The organism is Chamaesiphon sp. OTE_8_metabat_110, assembly GCF_031382685.1.
GTDB lineage: Bacteria > Cyanobacteriota > Cyanobacteriia > Cyanobacteriales > Chamaesiphonaceae > Chamaesiphon.
In genome coordinates this window covers 1-15,822 of record NZ_JANMZA010000634.1, presented here as the reverse complement: position 1 = coordinate 15,822, position 15,822 = coordinate 1, and the positions used below count along the sequence as shown (strand labels likewise).

Here is a 15,822-nt window from a genome sequence, read left to right as displayed (position 1 = left end):
TAATGCTGTTCGGCTAATGCACGGCTGGGGTGCAATAATTTTAAGGCAACGAGGGTAAAGCCTTTGGTTTCTAACCGCCGAATGATTTCACCAACTAAACCACGTTGAACGCCGTCGGGCTTGATTGCGATAAATGTCCGTTCCACCGTGAACTCCTAAAATATGTATGGGCTTGCCAACCACAGATTATAGTTGTATTCGCGATCCTTTAGGTAGATGTTAGGTTTTAGGTTTTAGGTTTTAGGGCTTAAAACATTCAATCCTCTACTATTTTTCAGACCTGCAACAGTAATATTAATTTGATAACTAGCTTGGCTATTTCTTTGAACCTTCGATTTCAAGTCCATTATTTCTAATATCGATCCGATTGACTTTAAGGTTCTGTTGCTGCAATTGAAGATCGATCGTTTGTTGGAGTTTTTCTGCGGATACACCCAGGTTTTCGGCTAACTGGGCGATCGTGAAATTCATGTTGCCGACCTTGATTTGAGTGTCCGATGCAAACTCAATCCGATCGCCTGTAAGTGTAGGTTTACCAACCACCCCGATATAGACATCTCGACCTTTTAAAAAGGTTAATTTATCTGTCAGCTTCGCTAAAGCTGCCGTTTGGCTGCCGGGTTGACCGTCATGTGTTAATTTGTCCAGATTAACCATTGCACCTGTATAAATCTTGCCGTCTTTAATATTTGTCTTGATGCCTTTAATTCCGAGCGGGATTTGCTTGTTTTGCTGTGAAGTTGCGAGCTTTGCTACTACTAAGTTATTCAGGTCTCGATCGCTAAGTTTGACATTCACTTTTTGACCGGATCGAGCGCGCTCGATCGGTGCTGAGATCTTTTGCTTGGTGACTGCGGCACGTTCGGTAATTTGACTCGGTTGCAATGGTAGAGACTGACTATCTATTTTTTCGTCGGTATTAGCTTTACTGTATTCTTCAGGTACTTGAATCGCTTGTTGCCAAACATAATAGGCACCGCCAATAGTTGCGATTAAAGCAACTCCAAGTAACTTAAATATAATTTTTGTCATCTTGATAAAAAAACTAACCCTTTGAATGCGAACAAAAAATGTTATTATGACATCATAGAGACTAAAAAATAAAACTATCCCAACCCGATCGACTAGGTATTTTGCATAGAACATGACAATCTGGGGAAATCTGATAGCGATCGCCATTATGGTGTGCGGATTATGGCTCAACAACACCTGGATTGCTGCCGCTGGATGTGCGATCGCACTAGTATTATCAATTCCAATTATCTATCGCGGTATTCGACAGGAACTGCTAGATTCACTCTCGCCAGCGCAACGCTTACAATTAGTTGCCTCGATTACCGTCCTGATTGCGCTAGTCGGCTTGCTCCAGATTCTCGAATTTTTTGAGTATGTCAGCAGCTTTTCCGATCGGATCGATTGGAATGCTGTTGGTGCTTCAGGCGAGTGGGGTGGCGCATTTGGGCAAATTTTGATTGCTATCTTAGCAGTATATATTGCTTGGCGACAATATATAATCTCGCGCGACCTGACGATCGAGCAAAATCGACTCACTACCCAACAAAACGTGCTCACTCAACAGCAGACGATCGATACCTATTTTCAGGGGATTTCCGATCTAGTTTTGGATGACGATGGTTTCCTCGAAGATTGGCCGCAGGAACAAGCCTTTGCAGCGGGACGCACGGCGGCATTGCTCGGAAGTATCGATGCTGCGGGTAAAGCTAAAGTATTGCGGTTCTTATCCCAGTCTAAGCTCCTGACGCCACTTAGGCGCGATCGCAGGCTCGGTCGAGCGATCTTAGATGGCGATGGCGGTTATGATGAAGATCGCCTGCATGGTGTGCGTGTCATCGATTTGGGGGTGATGCTAGCAGGTGCCGATCTCTCGCGGGCTGACTTACGATGGGCGGATATTAGCGATGCCAATTTAATTCGGGCTAATTTAAGTGGTTGCGATTTAGTCAAAGCCAACTTTTCGCGCACTATTCTATATGAAGCCAATCTAAATGGTGCGGATGTTAAAGGTACCCGTTTTTTCTATGGGAATGCCGAAATTGCCTGTCCGCGCAGTCGCAATGAGATTCCCAACTATACGACGGGGGAATATACGGGTGCGGTGGTAGAACATGCGGATTTTACCAATGTGCAGGAGATGTCCGAGGAGCAACGTCACTACTGCTGTATGTGGTGTGGCGAAAATTCCCGCCGGACTATTCCAGGCGGCTGTGAGGGGATTGCTAGTAAGTTACCACCGAAGAAGTAACTCTTTAAATTAATTGATAATTGATAATTGCAATCTAAATTAACTCAACTTCCGCCCGGAGCGGCGGATTGAGGAGGCTCCAGGAGCTTACAAGTCGATCGATTGCGTTATCGATAAGCAAGTAGCCGCTGGAATGGTAGAGGTGGTAGCAAGAATGCGCCCGATTTTAACTTTCAAGGCGTAACAGATGATGGTAACTATTCAGTTTGGCTTATCGATCGGCAATTCCCGCTATCACTGGGCTTGGTTTTTAAATACCAAATTTCAATCTAGTTGGGATACAGAATATCTTAGTATCGATCGATATTTAGACTTTTTGCCGATCGATTGCCAACGAATAATTAATCAAAGTCTGCTCGAATTCGATCGAATTCCCATTTATTTAGTTTCTGTCGTTCCCAGTCAAACTACTATCTGGCAACACTTGCCGCAAGTTAAACTAATTACGCTAGCAGATATTCCGTTGCTCGATCTTTATCCTACCCTAGGGATCGATCGAGCTTTAGCAACATTGGGTGCGGGTAATATTTATGGGTATCCAATCTTAGTTATCGATGGCGGTACGGCATTAACTATTACTGGTGTAGACGCTAAACATCGACTTGTTGGTGGTGCTATTTTACCAGGATTGAGATTGCAGATTCGCTCTTTATCGATCGGTACGGCTGCTTTACCAGCAATCGAATTACCACCACAATTACCGCCACGCTGGTGTCATCATACTCCCGATGCGATCGCCAGTGGGATAGTACATACGGTTAGTTCGGGTATTGGTGATTTTATTCGAGATTGGCAGGATTTATTTCCGGATAGTCAGATTGTCTTGACTGGTGGCGATGGTGAGCTTTTAGCTGGGTATCTACAGTCAAATTCATTATATTTAGCCGCAAAAATAAGCTACGATCGCGACCTATTATTTTTAGGATTGTCGGCAATTCTACGAGATGTTTGAACTTTTGATTTAATAAGCATGTCTGAAAAACGCTGCAATTATTTACGCTCCTCATCTCGATCTCTTGACAGACAAAATAACTTATATCTAATCCTCTTTGTCTTTGCGCTCTAGTCGAATAACTCGTCTTTTTAACAATCGAGTTTGTCTGCTATTGTCGGACAGCTCATAGTTGAGATCGTCATTGTAAGACATCAGAGATTGAAAACCTTCACGGATGATGACATTCTGACTGCCTTCTACGCTATCGATTCGATGACGCAGCGCAATGACATCTTCCCTGATAGCATTAATGTTCTGCTGCATGACTGTCATGTTCTGCTGCGTGACTGTCATGCTCTGCTGCATGAGTTCGCGCAATTCTGAGATTTGGGACTCTATGCGATCGAATCGTTCTTCTGACATCTTGTTGCCGTGATTAAAAAGTATGTTGATTTTGAGAGCTGAATCTAGCTGCAATCTAGAGTTATACATCTATTTTATCCCAAAATTGTAAACTGTGGTATCGATATTTTCCGCTCGGCAGTAGTCTTGTAGAAGCTGTTGAGCTAGAACGGATCGAACGATCCCGTTACCATGTTTCTAATTCTTCTCGATCGCTATGAAGTTGAAGGCGATCGAGAAAGTCTTGAATTTCTACAGCCATTTGTCGGATTGATTCTGGTGGTGAAGTTAATGCTGGTTCTTTAATTAATTTATATTCAGATGTCCGCACGGATCGGGCATAAGATTGGCTCTGTTCGATCGTTTGGCGCTCTGCTCGATCGCTTTGGAGGATCAGTAATGGTAGTTTGAATTGAGCTAATTTATCGGCAACTAGTTCGCGCCGAATATCGCGCTCAGATCTTTGAAATAGCAATTTACAAGTAGTGGGAAATCTTTTAAAAAATCCCCAATACGCTAAACTTTTTGTCAATGGCTCGACACCATCGCCGATTGATGCTATTACTTGCAAACTATTTAGCCATAGTCTAAACATTGATGGCTGAGAGAGTAGCCATCTAGTAGTAAACTGATATTGCCAATTAGCGACAGAGAATCCTTCAGGTGAAATTGTCACTATTCCTTTAACTAATTTTGGATACTTTAGGGCATAGCTGACAGCAATCCAAGCACCTAAAGAATGCCCGATGAGATAAATCTGACGTAATTTGAGCGCTGTAATAAACTCTTGTAAACAATCAACTTCCATCTCGATCGAATTAGGAGCTTGCACTGCAATTGAATTACCAAAACCAAGTAAATCGAGCGCCAAACAATGAAAATTTTTGCTCAATAAATTTATTGCACCATCCCACTGCGTCCGATCGTGCCAACTACCATGCAGAAATATTAGTACGGGACGACGACTATCGCCAGCTTCATGCCAGAAGATCTGTCCGGCGGAGAGTTTGATTCGAGAACTGCGATCGACCATAGCGGCTAGACAATAGGGCAACAAATTGCTGAGAGCCGAGTGCGCTCAGGGTGTAATCAGATCGTAGCCTAAAAAAATCCTCGGTCTGCGCCGGGTTATAGAAATCGATCCAGTTACTAGCCTTTGGGGTGCGCGATCGCGTATGATAATATTTGCTGAAGCTACGTCCGCTCGGATTCATCTCCGATGGTTAGACTCGATCTTTGATTCAGACGGCTAAGGATGTTTCGCTCACTCCCTGACAAACCCAGTTCCGATTGGGTTGGCAGATACCTATCGTTTATTTTTACAGAGGCAAATATGGCAAAACGCCGCAACCTGAAGAAGGAAAAGGCGGAGCGTAATCAAGCATACGCTCGTAAATTTAGAAAACGCCCCACTGGCGGACGGATGTTCAAATCAAGATTCCGCCCTCAATCTAATGGCACTTCGGCTGAGGAAGATAACGAAGACACCTCCGCAGCAGCAACCTAAATAGGGGGTAGCGACCCAAATCGCGCTGTAGGCGAAGACGTGTCGCTAGACGGTTCCCTCATGCTAAGCGTTTGGTTCAAGACAGCGGCTCGCATAATCCGGGAGATTCCCTCCCGGATTATGCGAGACAAGACAGCGCACCAAGCAGCGAATCAAGACAGGGAGTAGAGGGTAGGAAAGATCGAATTTTCTGAACCTCTATCCTCTACCGAATCTACTCACTCATTTTATTATTAGCTCGATCGAGTGCTTGACGAACTTGCTCGAATCCAGTGCCACCATAGCTATTGCGCGCAGCGACTACCTGTTTGGGATCGATCGCGGCATAGATATCGTTCTCAAATGCTGGATGTAGTTCTTGCCACTCTGCCAAGCTGAGATCCTTGAGCAGTTTATCCTGGCTCAAGCAGGTTTTAACTACTTTGCCCACCAAATTATAAGCTTCACGGAACGGTACTCCTTTGGCAGCTAAATAGTCAGCGACATCGGTAGCGTTGGCAAAATCGGATGCTACGGCGGCGGCTAATCGGGCGGGGCGAAATTCAATCCCTTCACGCATCAAGATTGTCATCGCCTCCAGACAAGCTCGGACCGTCTCGACCGCATCAAATAAAGCTTCTTTATCTTCTTGTAAGTCCTTATTATAGGCTAGCGGTAGACCCTTCATCATGACCAGCATGGCTTGGAGATGCCCGAACACGCGTCCGGTTTTACCCCGCACTAGTTCGGGCACATCCGGGTTCTTCTTTTGCGGCATGATGCTCGAACCCGTCGCACACCGATCGGTCAAACTGACAAATCGAAATTCTTCTGAAGCCCAGATAATCACCTCTTCAGCCAAACGGCTTAAATGTACCATAATTAGGCTAGCAGCTCCGAGGAATTCGATCGCAAAATCGCGATCGCTCACCCCATCCAAACTGTTCCCATAAATATCATCGAAACCGAGTAACTGGGCGGTGTAGGCGCGATCGATCGGGAAAGTCGTCCCCGCCAGCGCCCCACAGCCTAACGGTGAAATATTCGTCCGCTTGTAAACATCGCCCAGTCGCTCCCAATCCCGCTGTGCCATCTGGAAATAAGCCAGCAAGTGATGAGCTAAACTCAGGGGTTGAGCGCGCTGGAGGTGCGTGTAGCCAGGAATTAGCGTCTCGACATGCAGCTCCGCCAAAGTGACTAATACTTGCTGAAATTCCCGCAATTGTGCTTGAATTTGACCGATCCGATCGCGCAAGTATAACCTGGTATCGGTACCGACTTGATCGTTACGCGAACGGGCGGTATGAAGCTTTTTGCCAACATCGCCGACAATTTCTGTCAGTCGGCGTTCTACCGCAAAATGCACGTCTTCAGCATCGACACCAGGTTGGAAACTACCCGCCCGATATTCCGTGCGAATTTGTTCTAATCCTGCTACCAGCTCTGCCCCCTCTGTCGGGCTGATAATCCCAGTGTGGGCGAGCATTTGGGCATGAGCGCAGGAACCAGTGAGATCGTATTCGATCAGTTCGAGATCGAAGCCAATGCTAGCATTAAATTTGGCGATCGCTGGATGTAAAGTACCTTCAAAGCGATCGCTCCAAGTCTGTTGTGGTCGATCCATAGCAAGAACAGGGGCTACAGGCTCCTGAGTTAAGGGTTGGGCACGATCGGTAACTACCCCTCAGTCATGCTCTAGCAGATAGCCAGAACGTTCGTTAGTTACTAGTCACTATTTCCACGCTATCATGTGAATGTCATGTCCAACATAGTAAACTTTACTCAAATACCCACATGTCTATCCAACAAACTACAATCAAAGCTAGCACCTTGCTCACTGCGTTGTGCCTGAGTGCTGCACTAGCGATTACTGGCTGTACAGGCGACAAAAAAGCTGAGACTACAACTAGTACAACTACTACAGAGACTACTCCAGCAACCACTCCAGCAACTGCGCCCGCAACCACTCCAGCTACTACTCCAGCAACTGGCGCAGCAGCACCGACAACTGGTGCGGCTACTGCTCTGTCAGCTACTGAAAAAACTCAGTTAACTGCGGCGAGAACTGCTCTAGTCATGACTAATAGTGCTGTCAAAGGCGGCGACATGGCGAAGGTTAAAACGCAATTTGAAAAATTCAGTGGTTTACTTCCAGCGGTAGAGCCAATCCTCAAAGCCAAAGCCGGAGCTAGCTATCCTGCAATTACTAGTGGTCTTGCTGAAGTCAAAACAGCAATGACTGGTGACAAGCTCGATGCAGTGAAAGCTCAAGCAGGCTTGAATTCGGCAATTAAAGCGATGACTACGGTAATTGAAAAAAAATAGAGCAAACATCATTTTCATAGTTATCGGTTATCAGTCCTAACTTTGCTCGCTCACACTCCCTGCAAAGGGGCAAGACTGACATTAACTCGAACACTTGGCTAATCGATCGGGATGGAGATCCCAATTTAGTCGGAGGTGTTATAGTAAGATTAACCTCAGTTGTTGACACAGGATATATAATGGCTGCGACAAATGGATCTAAACATCAGACGATCGTTCGTCCGCTGCAATATCGAGATATTGACGCGATCGCTAGCTTATGTCAACAAGCAACTATTCCCGACCCAGCCGTAAAAATTCAAATCGCGCAAATGCTCAAACGGATGAGCCGATGGTATGCGCCATTTCAATTTCTCAATATTATTCCGACACCAAGTATTACCGATCGAGCGCTGTTAGTCGCTGAGTGCGGACAGCAGGTACGCGGAGCGATCGGCGTGTCGCCATTCAATCGGACGCGAAGCACTTGGCATGTAGAATGGGTGTCGATCGACGATCGAGCCACCAACCCGGCAGAAGTGACGGGTAAAAGTGATATCGGCTCTCAACTATTGCGCTATTGCTTCGAGCACATCGTCGATGCAAGTACTTGGGTACTCGAAGTCGATGTCAATGATAGTGCAGCGCTGGCGCTATATCGCCAAAATGGATTTCAGCCGCTAGCACACCTGACATATTGGGAGATCGCCCCCCAATTGCTACAGGAACTCGCCCAGCGCGAACCAGATTTACCCAATTTACTGCCAGTCCGCAACACGGATGCTCAACTGATTTATCAGTTAGATACAGTATCCATGCCGCCCCTGCTGCGGCAAGTTTTCGATCGACAAATCCATGACTTCAAAACCAACCTCGTCCAAACAATGGTTGGTAAAGTTAAAGAATGGTTTCAACAAAAGCAATCTGTCAGCAATTACGTCTTTGAAACCCAACGCAAAGCTGCAATCGGCTATTATCGGTTATCCTTAAACCAAGATCGGCAATCCTCCGGCAGTGACGAACCTCAAACCCACCAAGCGGAATTAACCGTACATCCGGCTTACACTTGGCTCTATCCCGAACTGATGCCGCAACTGGCAAGATCTTGTCAGTATCTGCCCACACAGCCACTCCAGTTGATTTCGGCTGACTATCAACCCGAACGCGAAGAGTACTTCCAACAAATCGGTGCCGAACGTGTCAAGCATAGTTTATTGATGTCTCGCTCGGTTTGGCATAAGCTCCGCGAAGCCAAACATTTGTCTTTGGAAAATCTCCAAATTGCCGAAATGCTCCAAAGTCTCCAGCCATCTCGTCAACCATTACCCAATCGAATCGATAAAAACGATCCTGAAGATCTATCCTAAAGGTCGATCGGTGGGATTGGTTACAATACCTAGCGAGTATAGAAATGACGGCCAATAGCCGATCGACCGATCTAGCCACCAAGCTGATAGAATAGAAACTAACTAAGTAACCAGATAAGGCGATCGCGATGGTTGCACTGCTGTATTTAAGATCGAAATTATGATAGTTGCACTGCTATATTTGGCTTTGAGTGGCGCTTACCTGTTGGTCTTCCCAGGAGCCTTGTACCTATACCTCAAACAACGTTGGTATGTAGCTAGCTCGATCGAGCGCGTAGTTATGTATTTCTTGGTATTTTTCTTTTTCCCAGGCTTGTTATTAATGTCGCCATTTCTCAATTTTCGTCCCAAACGCCGCACGATCGAGGCATAAATTTAGCTGATGCGGAGAATTGATGTCATTATTATTGGGATCGTCGTATTTGCGATTGGCGGTGCTGGGTATCTAGGATTAAAGCTGGCGGGAGTAGACAACATCAACGCTGGCATTTGGAGTCAGCTAGTATTAGTTGTCATCATTCTCGGGTGGTCGTTTAGCTACGTTTTTCGAGTGGCGACTAAAAGTATGACTTATACTCAACAGCTTAAAGACTACGAAGAAGCCGTACTGCAAAAGCGGTTAGACGAACTCACTCCCGAAGAGTTAGCCAAAATTCAAGCCGAGATCGAACGAGAACGGAAGAGTGCCTAATTCTCGATCGACGATTTGATATTTTTCATGACCGTCATTGATGATTTGGTTTCCAAGTTAGGCGGTATGGATCTACATACAATTATTTGAAGATAGACTGAAACCTAGATGTTGGGCAGTGCCCACCCTACAATTTTCATGTGTAATGGATGGTGGGCACTGCCAACTCTACAATTTTTTCATGTAATGGTGCGTTACGCTACGCGATAACACACCCTACAGACCATTCCTCTTACCTCTTACCCCCTACCTATACCCTCTACCCCCTAACTTAGATGCTTTCCGTTTCCAGTTGCTTTGAGTCTTTACGCGATCGCGGACAGTGTGCTTTGATTCCCTTTATCACTGCTGGCGATCCTGACTTAGCAACCACGGCGCAAGCACTCAAGATATTGGATGGAGCAGGTGCAGACTTAATCGAGCTAGGAGTGCCGTATTCCGATCCGTTAGCAGATGGCCCGGTAATTCAGGCGGCAGCGACGAGGGCATTGGCGCAGGGGATTAAGTTACATGATGTCATCGACATGGTAGCAAAGGTCAGCCCTGAGCTAAAAGCACCGATTATTTTATTTACTTATTACAACCCCATCCTCAATCTGGGCATTCGTCCCTTCCTGAGCAAAATTGCGGCAGCGGGAGTTAAAGGTTTGGTAGTGCCAGATTTACCGCTAGAGGAGGCGGAAGAGTTGTTGGTACCTGCGGCAGAAATCGGGATTGAAGTTATCCTGTTAGTGGCACCAACTAGCTCCCAGGAGCGGATTGTGGCGATCGCGGCTAAGTCGCAAGGCTTTATTTATTTGGTTAGCGTTACGGGTGTAACTGGCGTCAGGTCTGGGTTAGAAGATCGCGTCGGCGAGATTTTGGCTAACCTGCGGCAGGTGACAGATAAACCGATCGCGATTGGCTTTGGGATCTCTGCACCAGAACACGCTCAACAGGTGCGAAAATGGGGCGCAGACGGGGTAATTGTCGGCAGTGCCATGGTTAAACGTTTAGCAACGGGAGTGCCCGCTGAAGGGCTAAAATCGCTTGAGGAGTTCTGTCAGAGTTTGAAAGCAGCGATTGTTTAGCCCCAAACCAGAGCTAAGAGATCCGATCGATCTCAAATCGGGATGATGTCTAATTTATACTTATGTTACGGATCGATCGATTCGATCGAGTTGGCTCCGGTCGAGTTCGTTAAGATTAAGAAACAAATCTTATCACTAGGCACCGATGCTCGACTTAAATAGTATTGCCGAATTTTCTCGATGTCATTGTATCGGCATTTGCGCCTTTTTAGTCCCCGCTAATCTCGGCTTGGCTAATGCGACAATTTTATTGACCGCCTTCAATCGCTCGCCACAGCTCATCGCTAATGTTGCGCGGATCTCGATCGTCCCGGCACTGATTTTATTACTGCATGTAGCGACATGGTGGTCGATTGGTGTAGTCATGCTGCCGACCTTTATTTTACCGACTTTAGCAATTATTTGTTTGGCAACTCAGGCTTATGTCGTGTCAAATCCCGATCGGACGCGGCGGTTGCTACAGATTATCTCAAAATTTTCAAGTGCTAAATATCGGCAATTTGTTGCTAATTAATTGCTAAAAATGGCCGCTCAATTTTGCATTCGATCGTCACTTAGAGTTATCTAACCATGCCAGCTTGACAGGAGCGAAATCGACTGTTAGTCAAGGGTTTAATCTCTGTGTTAACGATCTCAGTGTCATTAGCGATCGCGACATAGTTGTCGATACAAATGAGATTAATTTTCGATAGGTGGAATGGATGCAGATTGACTTTTTTTAGGAAGGTCGATCGCGATCGTTGTGATGAGAGCAAATATGAGGAAAGCTTGCTAAAATCGGGTTGACGATCTATTATTTTCACTCAGACAACTTACCATTACTCAAGCCTGCAAATCATGCTCAAACGTCGTTCCTTTCTCGGCTATTTTAGTATCGGTTGGTTGACTGCTTGTTTTCCTGTCGTTCTAGCGGCTTGTGCGCCTAACAAAGCGGACACTCAAGCTACAAAGCAGACCGATTCTCCAGTTTCAGATGATCAAAGTGCGAGCGCTAAAACGACTGAAGGCTTTAAAGTTGTCGGTTCGACTGCACAATTAGAAAAAATGGGATCTTTGCAGATCGCCGGAGTTGCCGTAGCCAGAGATCCAGCCAATTCCAAAAAACTAGTTGCGGTCAATTCTAAATGTACCCATACTGGTTGCGAAGTTAAATGGTTAGCTGGCGAGAAAAGGTATCGTTGCCCGTGTCATGATGCCGAATTTGCCGCCGATGGGAAAGTATTAAACGGCCCTGCACCTAGCCCATTAGCAACCTATCCAGTCAAAGTTGTCGGTACTCAAGTCCTGGTTAAAGTTTAGATGACTTTTCAAACGGCAAGACCATATACATTGTTATCGATCGCGGCAGCATTGATGACGATCGGTTTAAAAACTGGTGCTTATTTTCTGACTGGCTCGGTCGGATTGCTTTCGGATGCGATGGAGTCGGGAATCAATCTGGTGGCGGCATTAGCAGCCTTTTGGGCGCTCTCTTTCGCCGCTACTCCCGCCGATGAAGATCATCCCTTCGGGCATAATAAGGCTGAATATTTTTCTAGCGGACTAGAGAGTATTTTAATTGTAATTGCCGCGATCGGGATTGGGGTGGTGGCTTGGGGTAGACTATTTTCACCACAACCGCTCGAACAGTTGGGGATCGGGCTGATTTTATCCCTAATTGCCACCGTTATTAATGGCGCGGTCGCTTGGGTGCTGCTGCGGGCGGGGCGGCGACTAAGATCGATTACGCTGCGGGCGGATGCCCACCATTTACTCACCGATGTCTGGACTTCAGTAGGCATTATGGCGGGAATCTTTTTAGTCAAGCTGACTGGCTGGCTGATTCTCGATCCGATTATTGCTTTACTGGTGGCTGTGAGTATTCTGGTATCGGGAATCCAGTTGCTGCGCGAGACTGGTGCAGGGCTGCTAGATACCGCAATGCCAGTCGCCGAGCGCGATACGATCGCCCATATTTTTAGTACTTACGAGCAGCAAGGGATTCAGTTTCACGCCCTCAGAACGCGGGTAGCTGGTTCGCGGGGGTTTGTCACATTTCATCTGCTGTTACCAGGAAACTGGACGATTCAACGCGGGCACGATCTCTGCGAAGAAGTCGAACAACAGATCGTTGATGCTTTGCCCGGTACTAATGTCGTCGCCCACATGGAACCGCTCGAAGATCCCAAATCATGGGCAGATTTGGAACTCGATCGAACTTTATCATCCTAATCCGAATATACTCGATCGGATGTGGCGATCGTTGGTAGTGAAGGGTTGTTCGCAGTTGATGGCTCGATCGATAACGCTAAATTACTATTTACTAATGACAATCCAGTCCAGACTATTTGGTGAATTTTGGGCATTTAAATACCTAGAGCATCGCCAGTTTTTAAAAACTTACCAGATTCAGCCAGCGGAATGCGAGTATTTACTGCCAATCGATAAAAGTGATTGAATCTGGATTTATTAACTCCCGCTGGTAGCGTTTGTTGGCGTTGGTGGGTAAAAATCTGCTGAAATTTGGGGCTAACATCACCAGTTACAGAATTACGAGTCGGCACGATACAACGTTGACAGGGGTTAATGCCGTGGAACTGCACATCTCCTAACTGGAAATCGATCGTTTCCCCAGGCGCACCAAATAATCGATCTTCCCAAAAAGCCGGAACGCCATCCAGTTCCAAATTAGTTCTAAATCTGCGGCGGACTTCTGCTAGATCTAAGCCAGGAAACCACTCACAAATCTTCTCCAAGGTCGCCGTACTGACAATTGTAGGGCCGTAAGCATCTAGATCGTCGGGAAACCCGACAGCGGCATTTTCAATGAGTTGAACTGGAAATCCAAAAAACTCACTCAACCACCTCGCTAGTTGGGTAAGTTCGGTAGTCAGACAGAATGTGTAACTGGTATTCTCATCCCTAATTTGGAGCGCGATCGTCGATCGATCTTCAGTAAAATTAAATTGAGAGCGTAATTGCTGAATTTTAGCCGTCCGTTTGGCATTAACAACTGTACCACTCTCATCAACGATCGCCCACCGCCGATCGAATTCTAGCGCACCACCTACTGAGATTTTCGATCGAGTCACTATCAGCCCATCAAGGGATTTGATTGGATAAATAACTATCTGCGCTAATGTCGGTTGAATATCAGCATTCATACGCTTAATGGGTAAATAACGATCGACAACTACTATTATCGATCGCAATTGACGACATAACTAGAGCGATTGCTGTGTTAGCATACGACTAGTAATTAGAAATTGTGAGTATAAATTTAGCTAGAGATTAAGCACAAATAGAAGACAAACCGTTATCTTCAGTCATTGGGGACAGGGTGAGACACCCACCACATCTTTGATGTCTTCTGCTTAGTCCGAGCTGTTTGCATGTGGATTCAATACGCTTTATTTAGCTCATTCTTATGGGCGATCGTCCATGTTCTCGACGAACATTGTGTAGACAATATTTTTAGTAAACCGTGGTTGGGAGTTATCACCAGTTCTGGTATTTCCGCTGGGATATTCGTACTTTTACCGATCTTAAATATCCCGATCGTGATTCCAAGTTGGGATCTGCTGGCGATCTGTTTGGTAACTGGCGCAATTATTCAGCTCAGTCAGTTTTTTTATTTCCGCGCTCTGGATTGTAGTGATTCTGGAACTGTTGCTGCTTACTGGAACCTGACGCCAATTTTTCTAATTCTGATTAGTTATTGGCTGTTTGGCTATTTGATTACCAGCAGTAATTATATCGGGATTGCTTTGCTAATTGTTGCCTCGATCGGCTTGTGTGCGGTAGACAAATTTAGCAATCGCTGGGATACACTCTATCTGATGTCGATCGCTTCTGGACTGCTGACAATTGTGATGACGATCGAGAAATATATCTTCGATCGGACTGATTTTTTTGGAGCTTTTTTAAGTATCACAGCGGGGATGATTATTAGTGGGTTGGCTTGTTTGACACTGCCACAAGTTCGATCGACTCTGGTGCGCGACTTTCCTAAAATAAAACAGGCGCTCCCGATATTTGTCGCGATCGAATTGCTTAATTTAGCAGCTCTATACTCCGGACAAACTGCTGTTAAATTAGGGGTTCCAGTCGTAGTATCAGCGATCGAAGCTTCCACGCCAGCATACGTTTTTGGGATATCTTTACTAATTGCCACCTTTCAACGGCGGAGCGATTCTCCTACCCAGAGGCTGTGCCTAACGGCAGGCGATCGCCAACGCCAACGAGAAGCCAAGCGCACGTTACCACTTAAATGGGGATTTGTCAGTCTGACGATCGTTGGTGTCTGGCTGCTTGGGATGGCTTAACAAGAATATAGATTAAAAGTTAGATCTGTAGGTTGGGTTGCGGATGCGCGCTCGTCGGGAGACCCGACCTACAGATATTTATTTTAATATTGCTCGATCGAGCTAAACTTATGACCAGATTTAGCAGACTCGCCACAGGTACGCGGCGTGGGGATGATTTTACCAGGATTGGCTAATTCTTTGGGATTAAATACCGTGCGTACCCATTGCATCGTCTCTAAATCTGTCTCGGTGAACATCTCTGACATATAACAGCGTTTATCAGCACCGATACCGTGTTCGCCGGAAATACTCCCGCCGACTTTGACACAGAGCTTGAGAATTTCACCACCCAAGGCTTCTACTTGTTCTAATGCACCCTCGATGGCATTGTTATACAAGATCAATGGGTGTAAATTACCATCGCCAGCATGGAAGACGTTGGCGACAAAGTAGCCATATTTTGTGCCGAGTTTTTCGATTTCTTGGAGGACGTAGGATAGCTGCGTGCGAGGAATGACACCATCTTGCACGTAATAATCGGGGCTGATTTTACCCATCGCTGCAAAGGCGGCTTTACGCCCCTTCCACAGCCGTAAACGTTCTGCTGGCTCGGTGGCGATCGTGATGTCTCGTGCCCCGTTCTCGCGGCAAATTTCGGCAATGCGGGCTTGATTTGTGGCTACTTCTACTGCCGAGCCGTCGATTTCCACGAGGAGGATGGCGGCGGCATCGCGGGGATAGCATTTGGTGGCGACGACATCTTCGACAGCGTTGATGCTGAAGTTGTCCATCATCTCGATGCCAGCCGGGATGATGCCCGCACTGATGATGCCTGAGACGGCGCTGCCTGCGGCTTCAACGCTAGAGAAGTCGGCGAGGAGGACGCAGATGGATTCAGGCGTTTTGAGGATTTTGAGGGTGATTTCGGTGGCAATGCCGAGGGTGCCTTCGGAACCGACAAATAAGCCTGTCAGATCGTATCCCGGCATTTCGACAATTTCACCACCGACTTCGACGAT

At 46.3% G+C, this 15,822-nt stretch carries 20 protein-coding genes and 1 pseudogene; 13 read left to right on the top strand and 8 right to left on the bottom strand.

What is annotated here, in order from left to right; translation table 11 throughout:
• Both RMO52_RS22865 and RMO52_RS22860 read right to left on the bottom strand, forming a co-directional pair.
• On the bottom strand, positions 1–146 hold a 146-nt coding region (locus tag RMO52_RS22865), incomplete at its 3' end, for a nucleoside-diphosphate kinase (RefSeq protein WP_310418941.1).
• A 169-nt stretch (positions 147–315) separates the two neighbouring features.
• Positions 316–1,032: a hypothetical protein gene (locus tag RMO52_RS22860; RefSeq protein ID WP_310418937.1), complete on the bottom strand. Its 717-nt coding sequence runs from the start codon at positions 1,030–1,032 to the stop codon at positions 316–318.
• 112 nt (positions 1,033–1,144) lie between these two features.
• On the opposite strand from RMO52_RS22860, the gene RMO52_RS22855 reads away from it, so the two are divergent.
• The 3 genes and pseudogenes from RMO52_RS22855 (at position 1,145) to RMO52_RS22850 (ending at position 3,215) form a co-directional block, all read left to right on the top strand.
• Positions 1,145–2,263 carry a pentapeptide repeat-containing protein gene (locus RMO52_RS22855; protein ID WP_310418935.1) on the top strand — a complete coding sequence of 373 codons (1,119 nt, stop codon included), beginning with the start codon at positions 1,145–1,147 and terminating at the stop codon, positions 2,261–2,263.
• A 43-nt stretch (positions 2,264–2,306) separates the two neighbouring features.
• Positions 2,307–2,447, top strand: a pseudogene (locus RMO52_RS24895) (RtcB family protein); the annotation flags it as partial.
• Positions 2,448–2,450: 3 nt separating this feature from the next.
• Complete coding sequence (locus RMO52_RS22850; RefSeq protein ID WP_310418930.1) at positions 2,451–3,215, top strand: pantothenate kinase; 765 nt, start codon at positions 2,451–2,453, stop codon at positions 3,213–3,215.
• An 87-nt stretch (positions 3,216–3,302) separates the two neighbouring features.
• On the opposite strand, the gene RMO52_RS22845 is transcribed toward RMO52_RS22850, so the two are convergent.
• Positions 3,303–3,620, bottom strand: a complete 318-nt coding sequence (locus RMO52_RS22845) for a hypothetical protein (RefSeq protein ID WP_309739809.1) — start codon at positions 3,618–3,620, stop codon at positions 3,303–3,305.
• A 166-nt stretch (positions 3,621–3,786) separates the two neighbouring features.
• A complete protein-coding gene (locus tag RMO52_RS22840) occupies positions 3,787–4,632 on the bottom strand; it encodes an alpha/beta hydrolase (RefSeq protein WP_310418927.1) in 846 nt (281 codons plus the stop codon).
• 222 nt (positions 4,633–4,854) lie between these two features.
• On the opposite strand from RMO52_RS22840, the gene RMO52_RS22835 reads away from it, so the two are divergent.
• Positions 4,855–5,106, top strand: coding sequence for a hypothetical protein (locus RMO52_RS22835; protein ID WP_310418943.1), 252 nt, complete (start codon positions 4,855–4,857; stop codon positions 5,104–5,106).
• 214 nt (positions 5,107–5,320) lie between these two features.
• Here the strand turns inward: RMO52_RS22835 and argH are convergent, their stop codons facing one another.
• Entirely contained in the window at positions 5,321–6,709 is a 1,389-nt protein-coding gene (gene argH, locus RMO52_RS22830) for an argininosuccinate lyase (protein WP_310418924.1), read from the bottom strand.
• A gap of 170 nt (positions 6,710–6,879) precedes the next feature.
• Here argH and RMO52_RS22825 point away from each other — a divergent pair, with 170 nt between their 5' ends.
• From RMO52_RS22825 to RMO52_RS22790, 8 genes are all read left to right on the top strand, one after another.
• Positions 6,880–7,410 (top strand): hypothetical protein, encoded by a 531-nt coding sequence (locus RMO52_RS22825; protein ID WP_309738792.1) that lies wholly within the window; start codon positions 6,880–6,882, stop codon positions 7,408–7,410.
• 179 nt (positions 7,411–7,589) lie between these two features.
• Positions 7,590–8,756, top strand: coding sequence for a GNAT family N-acetyltransferase (locus tag RMO52_RS22820; protein WP_310418921.1), 1,167 nt, complete (start codon positions 7,590–7,592; stop codon positions 8,754–8,756).
• Between the two features lie 157 nt (positions 8,757–8,913).
• A complete protein-coding gene (gene ndhL, locus RMO52_RS22815) occupies positions 8,914–9,129 on the top strand; it encodes an NAD(P)H-quinone oxidoreductase subunit L (RefSeq protein ID WP_309738796.1) in 216 nt (71 codons plus the stop codon).
• Between the two features lie 9 nt (positions 9,130–9,138).
• Positions 9,139–9,447 (top strand): DUF3007 family protein, encoded by a 309-nt coding sequence (locus RMO52_RS22810; protein ID WP_309738789.1) that lies wholly within the window; start codon positions 9,139–9,141, stop codon positions 9,445–9,447.
• Between the two features lie 275 nt (positions 9,448–9,722).
• On the top strand, positions 9,723–10,517 hold the full coding sequence (gene trpA / locus RMO52_RS22805; protein ID WP_309738788.1) for a tryptophan synthase subunit alpha: 795 nt from the start codon (positions 9,723–9,725) through the stop codon (positions 10,515–10,517).
• Between the two features lie 145 nt (positions 10,518–10,662).
• Entirely contained in the window at positions 10,663–11,031 is a 369-nt protein-coding gene (locus RMO52_RS22800; RefSeq protein ID WP_310418917.1) for a hypothetical protein, read from the top strand.
• 323 nt (positions 11,032–11,354) lie between these two features.
• Positions 11,355–11,816 (top strand): ubiquinol-cytochrome c reductase iron-sulfur subunit, encoded by a 462-nt coding sequence (locus RMO52_RS22795; protein ID WP_310418914.1) that lies wholly within the window; start codon positions 11,355–11,357, stop codon positions 11,814–11,816.
• The gene (locus tag RMO52_RS22790; protein WP_310418910.1) at positions 11,817–12,728 is read left to right on the top strand and encodes a cation diffusion facilitator family transporter; all 912 of its coding nucleotides are present in this window, start codon (positions 11,817–11,819) and stop codon (positions 12,726–12,728) included. It begins immediately after the preceding gene.
• On the opposite strand, the gene RMO52_RS22785 is transcribed toward RMO52_RS22790, so the two are convergent.
• Together RMO52_RS22785 and RMO52_RS22780 are read right to left on the bottom strand one after the other, a co-directional pair.
• Entirely contained in the window at positions 12,725–12,862 is a 138-nt protein-coding gene (locus RMO52_RS22785; RefSeq protein ID WP_310418908.1) for a hypothetical protein, read from the bottom strand. The genes RMO52_RS22790 and RMO52_RS22785 overlap by 4 nt on opposite strands.
• Complete coding sequence (locus RMO52_RS22780) at positions 12,863–13,660, bottom strand: MOSC N-terminal beta barrel domain-containing protein (RefSeq protein ID WP_310418905.1); 798 nt, start codon at positions 13,658–13,660, stop codon at positions 12,863–12,865. It lies immediately after the preceding gene.
• 228 nt (positions 13,661–13,888) lie between these two features.
• Between RMO52_RS22780 and RMO52_RS22775 the strand changes: the two genes are divergently transcribed.
• Positions 13,889–14,821: an EamA family transporter gene (locus RMO52_RS22775; protein WP_309740027.1), complete on the top strand. Its 933-nt coding sequence runs from the start codon at positions 13,889–13,891 to the stop codon at positions 14,819–14,821.
• Positions 14,822–14,904: 83 nt separating this feature from the next.
• Here the strand turns inward: RMO52_RS22775 and RMO52_RS22770 are convergent.
• A partial coding sequence (locus RMO52_RS22770) for an FAD-linked oxidase C-terminal domain-containing protein (RefSeq protein WP_310418902.1) occupies positions 14,905–15,822 on the bottom strand: 918 nt, incomplete at its 5' end.

Bases quoted from the DNA above. Each gene is read 5' to 3' on its own strand.
- RMO52_RS22860 (WP_310418937.1), bottom strand. From the start codon at position 1,032: ATGACAAAAATTATATTTAAGTTACTTGGAGTTGCTTTAATCGCAACT.
- RMO52_RS22855 (WP_310418935.1), top strand. From the start codon at position 1,145: ATGACAATCTGGGGAAATCTGATAGCGATCGCCATTATGGTGTGCGGA.
- RMO52_RS22850 (WP_310418930.1), top strand. From the start codon at position 2,451: ATGATGGTAACTATTCAGTTTGGCTTATCGATCGGCAATTCCCGCTAT.
- RMO52_RS22845 (WP_309739809.1), bottom strand. From the start codon at position 3,620: ATGTCAGAAGAACGATTCGATCGCATAGAGTCCCAAATCTCAGAATTG.
- RMO52_RS22840 (WP_310418927.1), bottom strand. From the start codon at position 4,632: ATGGTCGATCGCAGTTCTCGAATCAAACTCTCCGCCGGACAGATCTTC.
- RMO52_RS22835 (WP_310418943.1), top strand. From the start codon at position 4,855: ATGTTTCGCTCACTCCCTGACAAACCCAGTTCCGATTGGGTTGGCAGA.
- argH (WP_310418924.1), bottom strand. From the start codon at position 6,709: ATGGATCGACCACAACAGACTTGGAGCGATCGCTTTGAAGGTACTTTA.
- RMO52_RS22825 (WP_309738792.1), top strand. From the start codon at position 6,880: ATGTCTATCCAACAAACTACAATCAAAGCTAGCACCTTGCTCACTGCG.
- RMO52_RS22820 (WP_310418921.1), top strand. From the start codon at position 7,590: ATGGCTGCGACAAATGGATCTAAACATCAGACGATCGTTCGTCCGCTG.
- RMO52_RS22810 (WP_309738789.1), top strand. From the start codon at position 9,139: ATGCGGAGAATTGATGTCATTATTATTGGGATCGTCGTATTTGCGATT.
- trpA (WP_309738788.1), top strand. From the start codon at position 9,723: ATGCTTTCCGTTTCCAGTTGCTTTGAGTCTTTACGCGATCGCGGACAG.
- RMO52_RS22800 (WP_310418917.1), top strand. From the start codon at position 10,663: ATGCTCGACTTAAATAGTATTGCCGAATTTTCTCGATGTCATTGTATC.
- RMO52_RS22795 (WP_310418914.1), top strand. From the start codon at position 11,355: ATGCTCAAACGTCGTTCCTTTCTCGGCTATTTTAGTATCGGTTGGTTG.
- RMO52_RS22790 (WP_310418910.1), top strand. From the start codon at position 11,817: ATGACTTTTCAAACGGCAAGACCATATACATTGTTATCGATCGCGGCA.
- RMO52_RS22785 (WP_310418908.1), bottom strand. From the start codon at position 12,862: ATGCCCAAAATTCACCAAATAGTCTGGACTGGATTGTCATTAGTAAAT.
- RMO52_RS22780 (WP_310418905.1), bottom strand. From the start codon at position 13,660: ATGAATGCTGATATTCAACCGACATTAGCGCAGATAGTTATTTATCCA.
- RMO52_RS22775 (WP_309740027.1), top strand. From the start codon at position 13,889: ATGTGGATTCAATACGCTTTATTTAGCTCATTCTTATGGGCGATCGTC.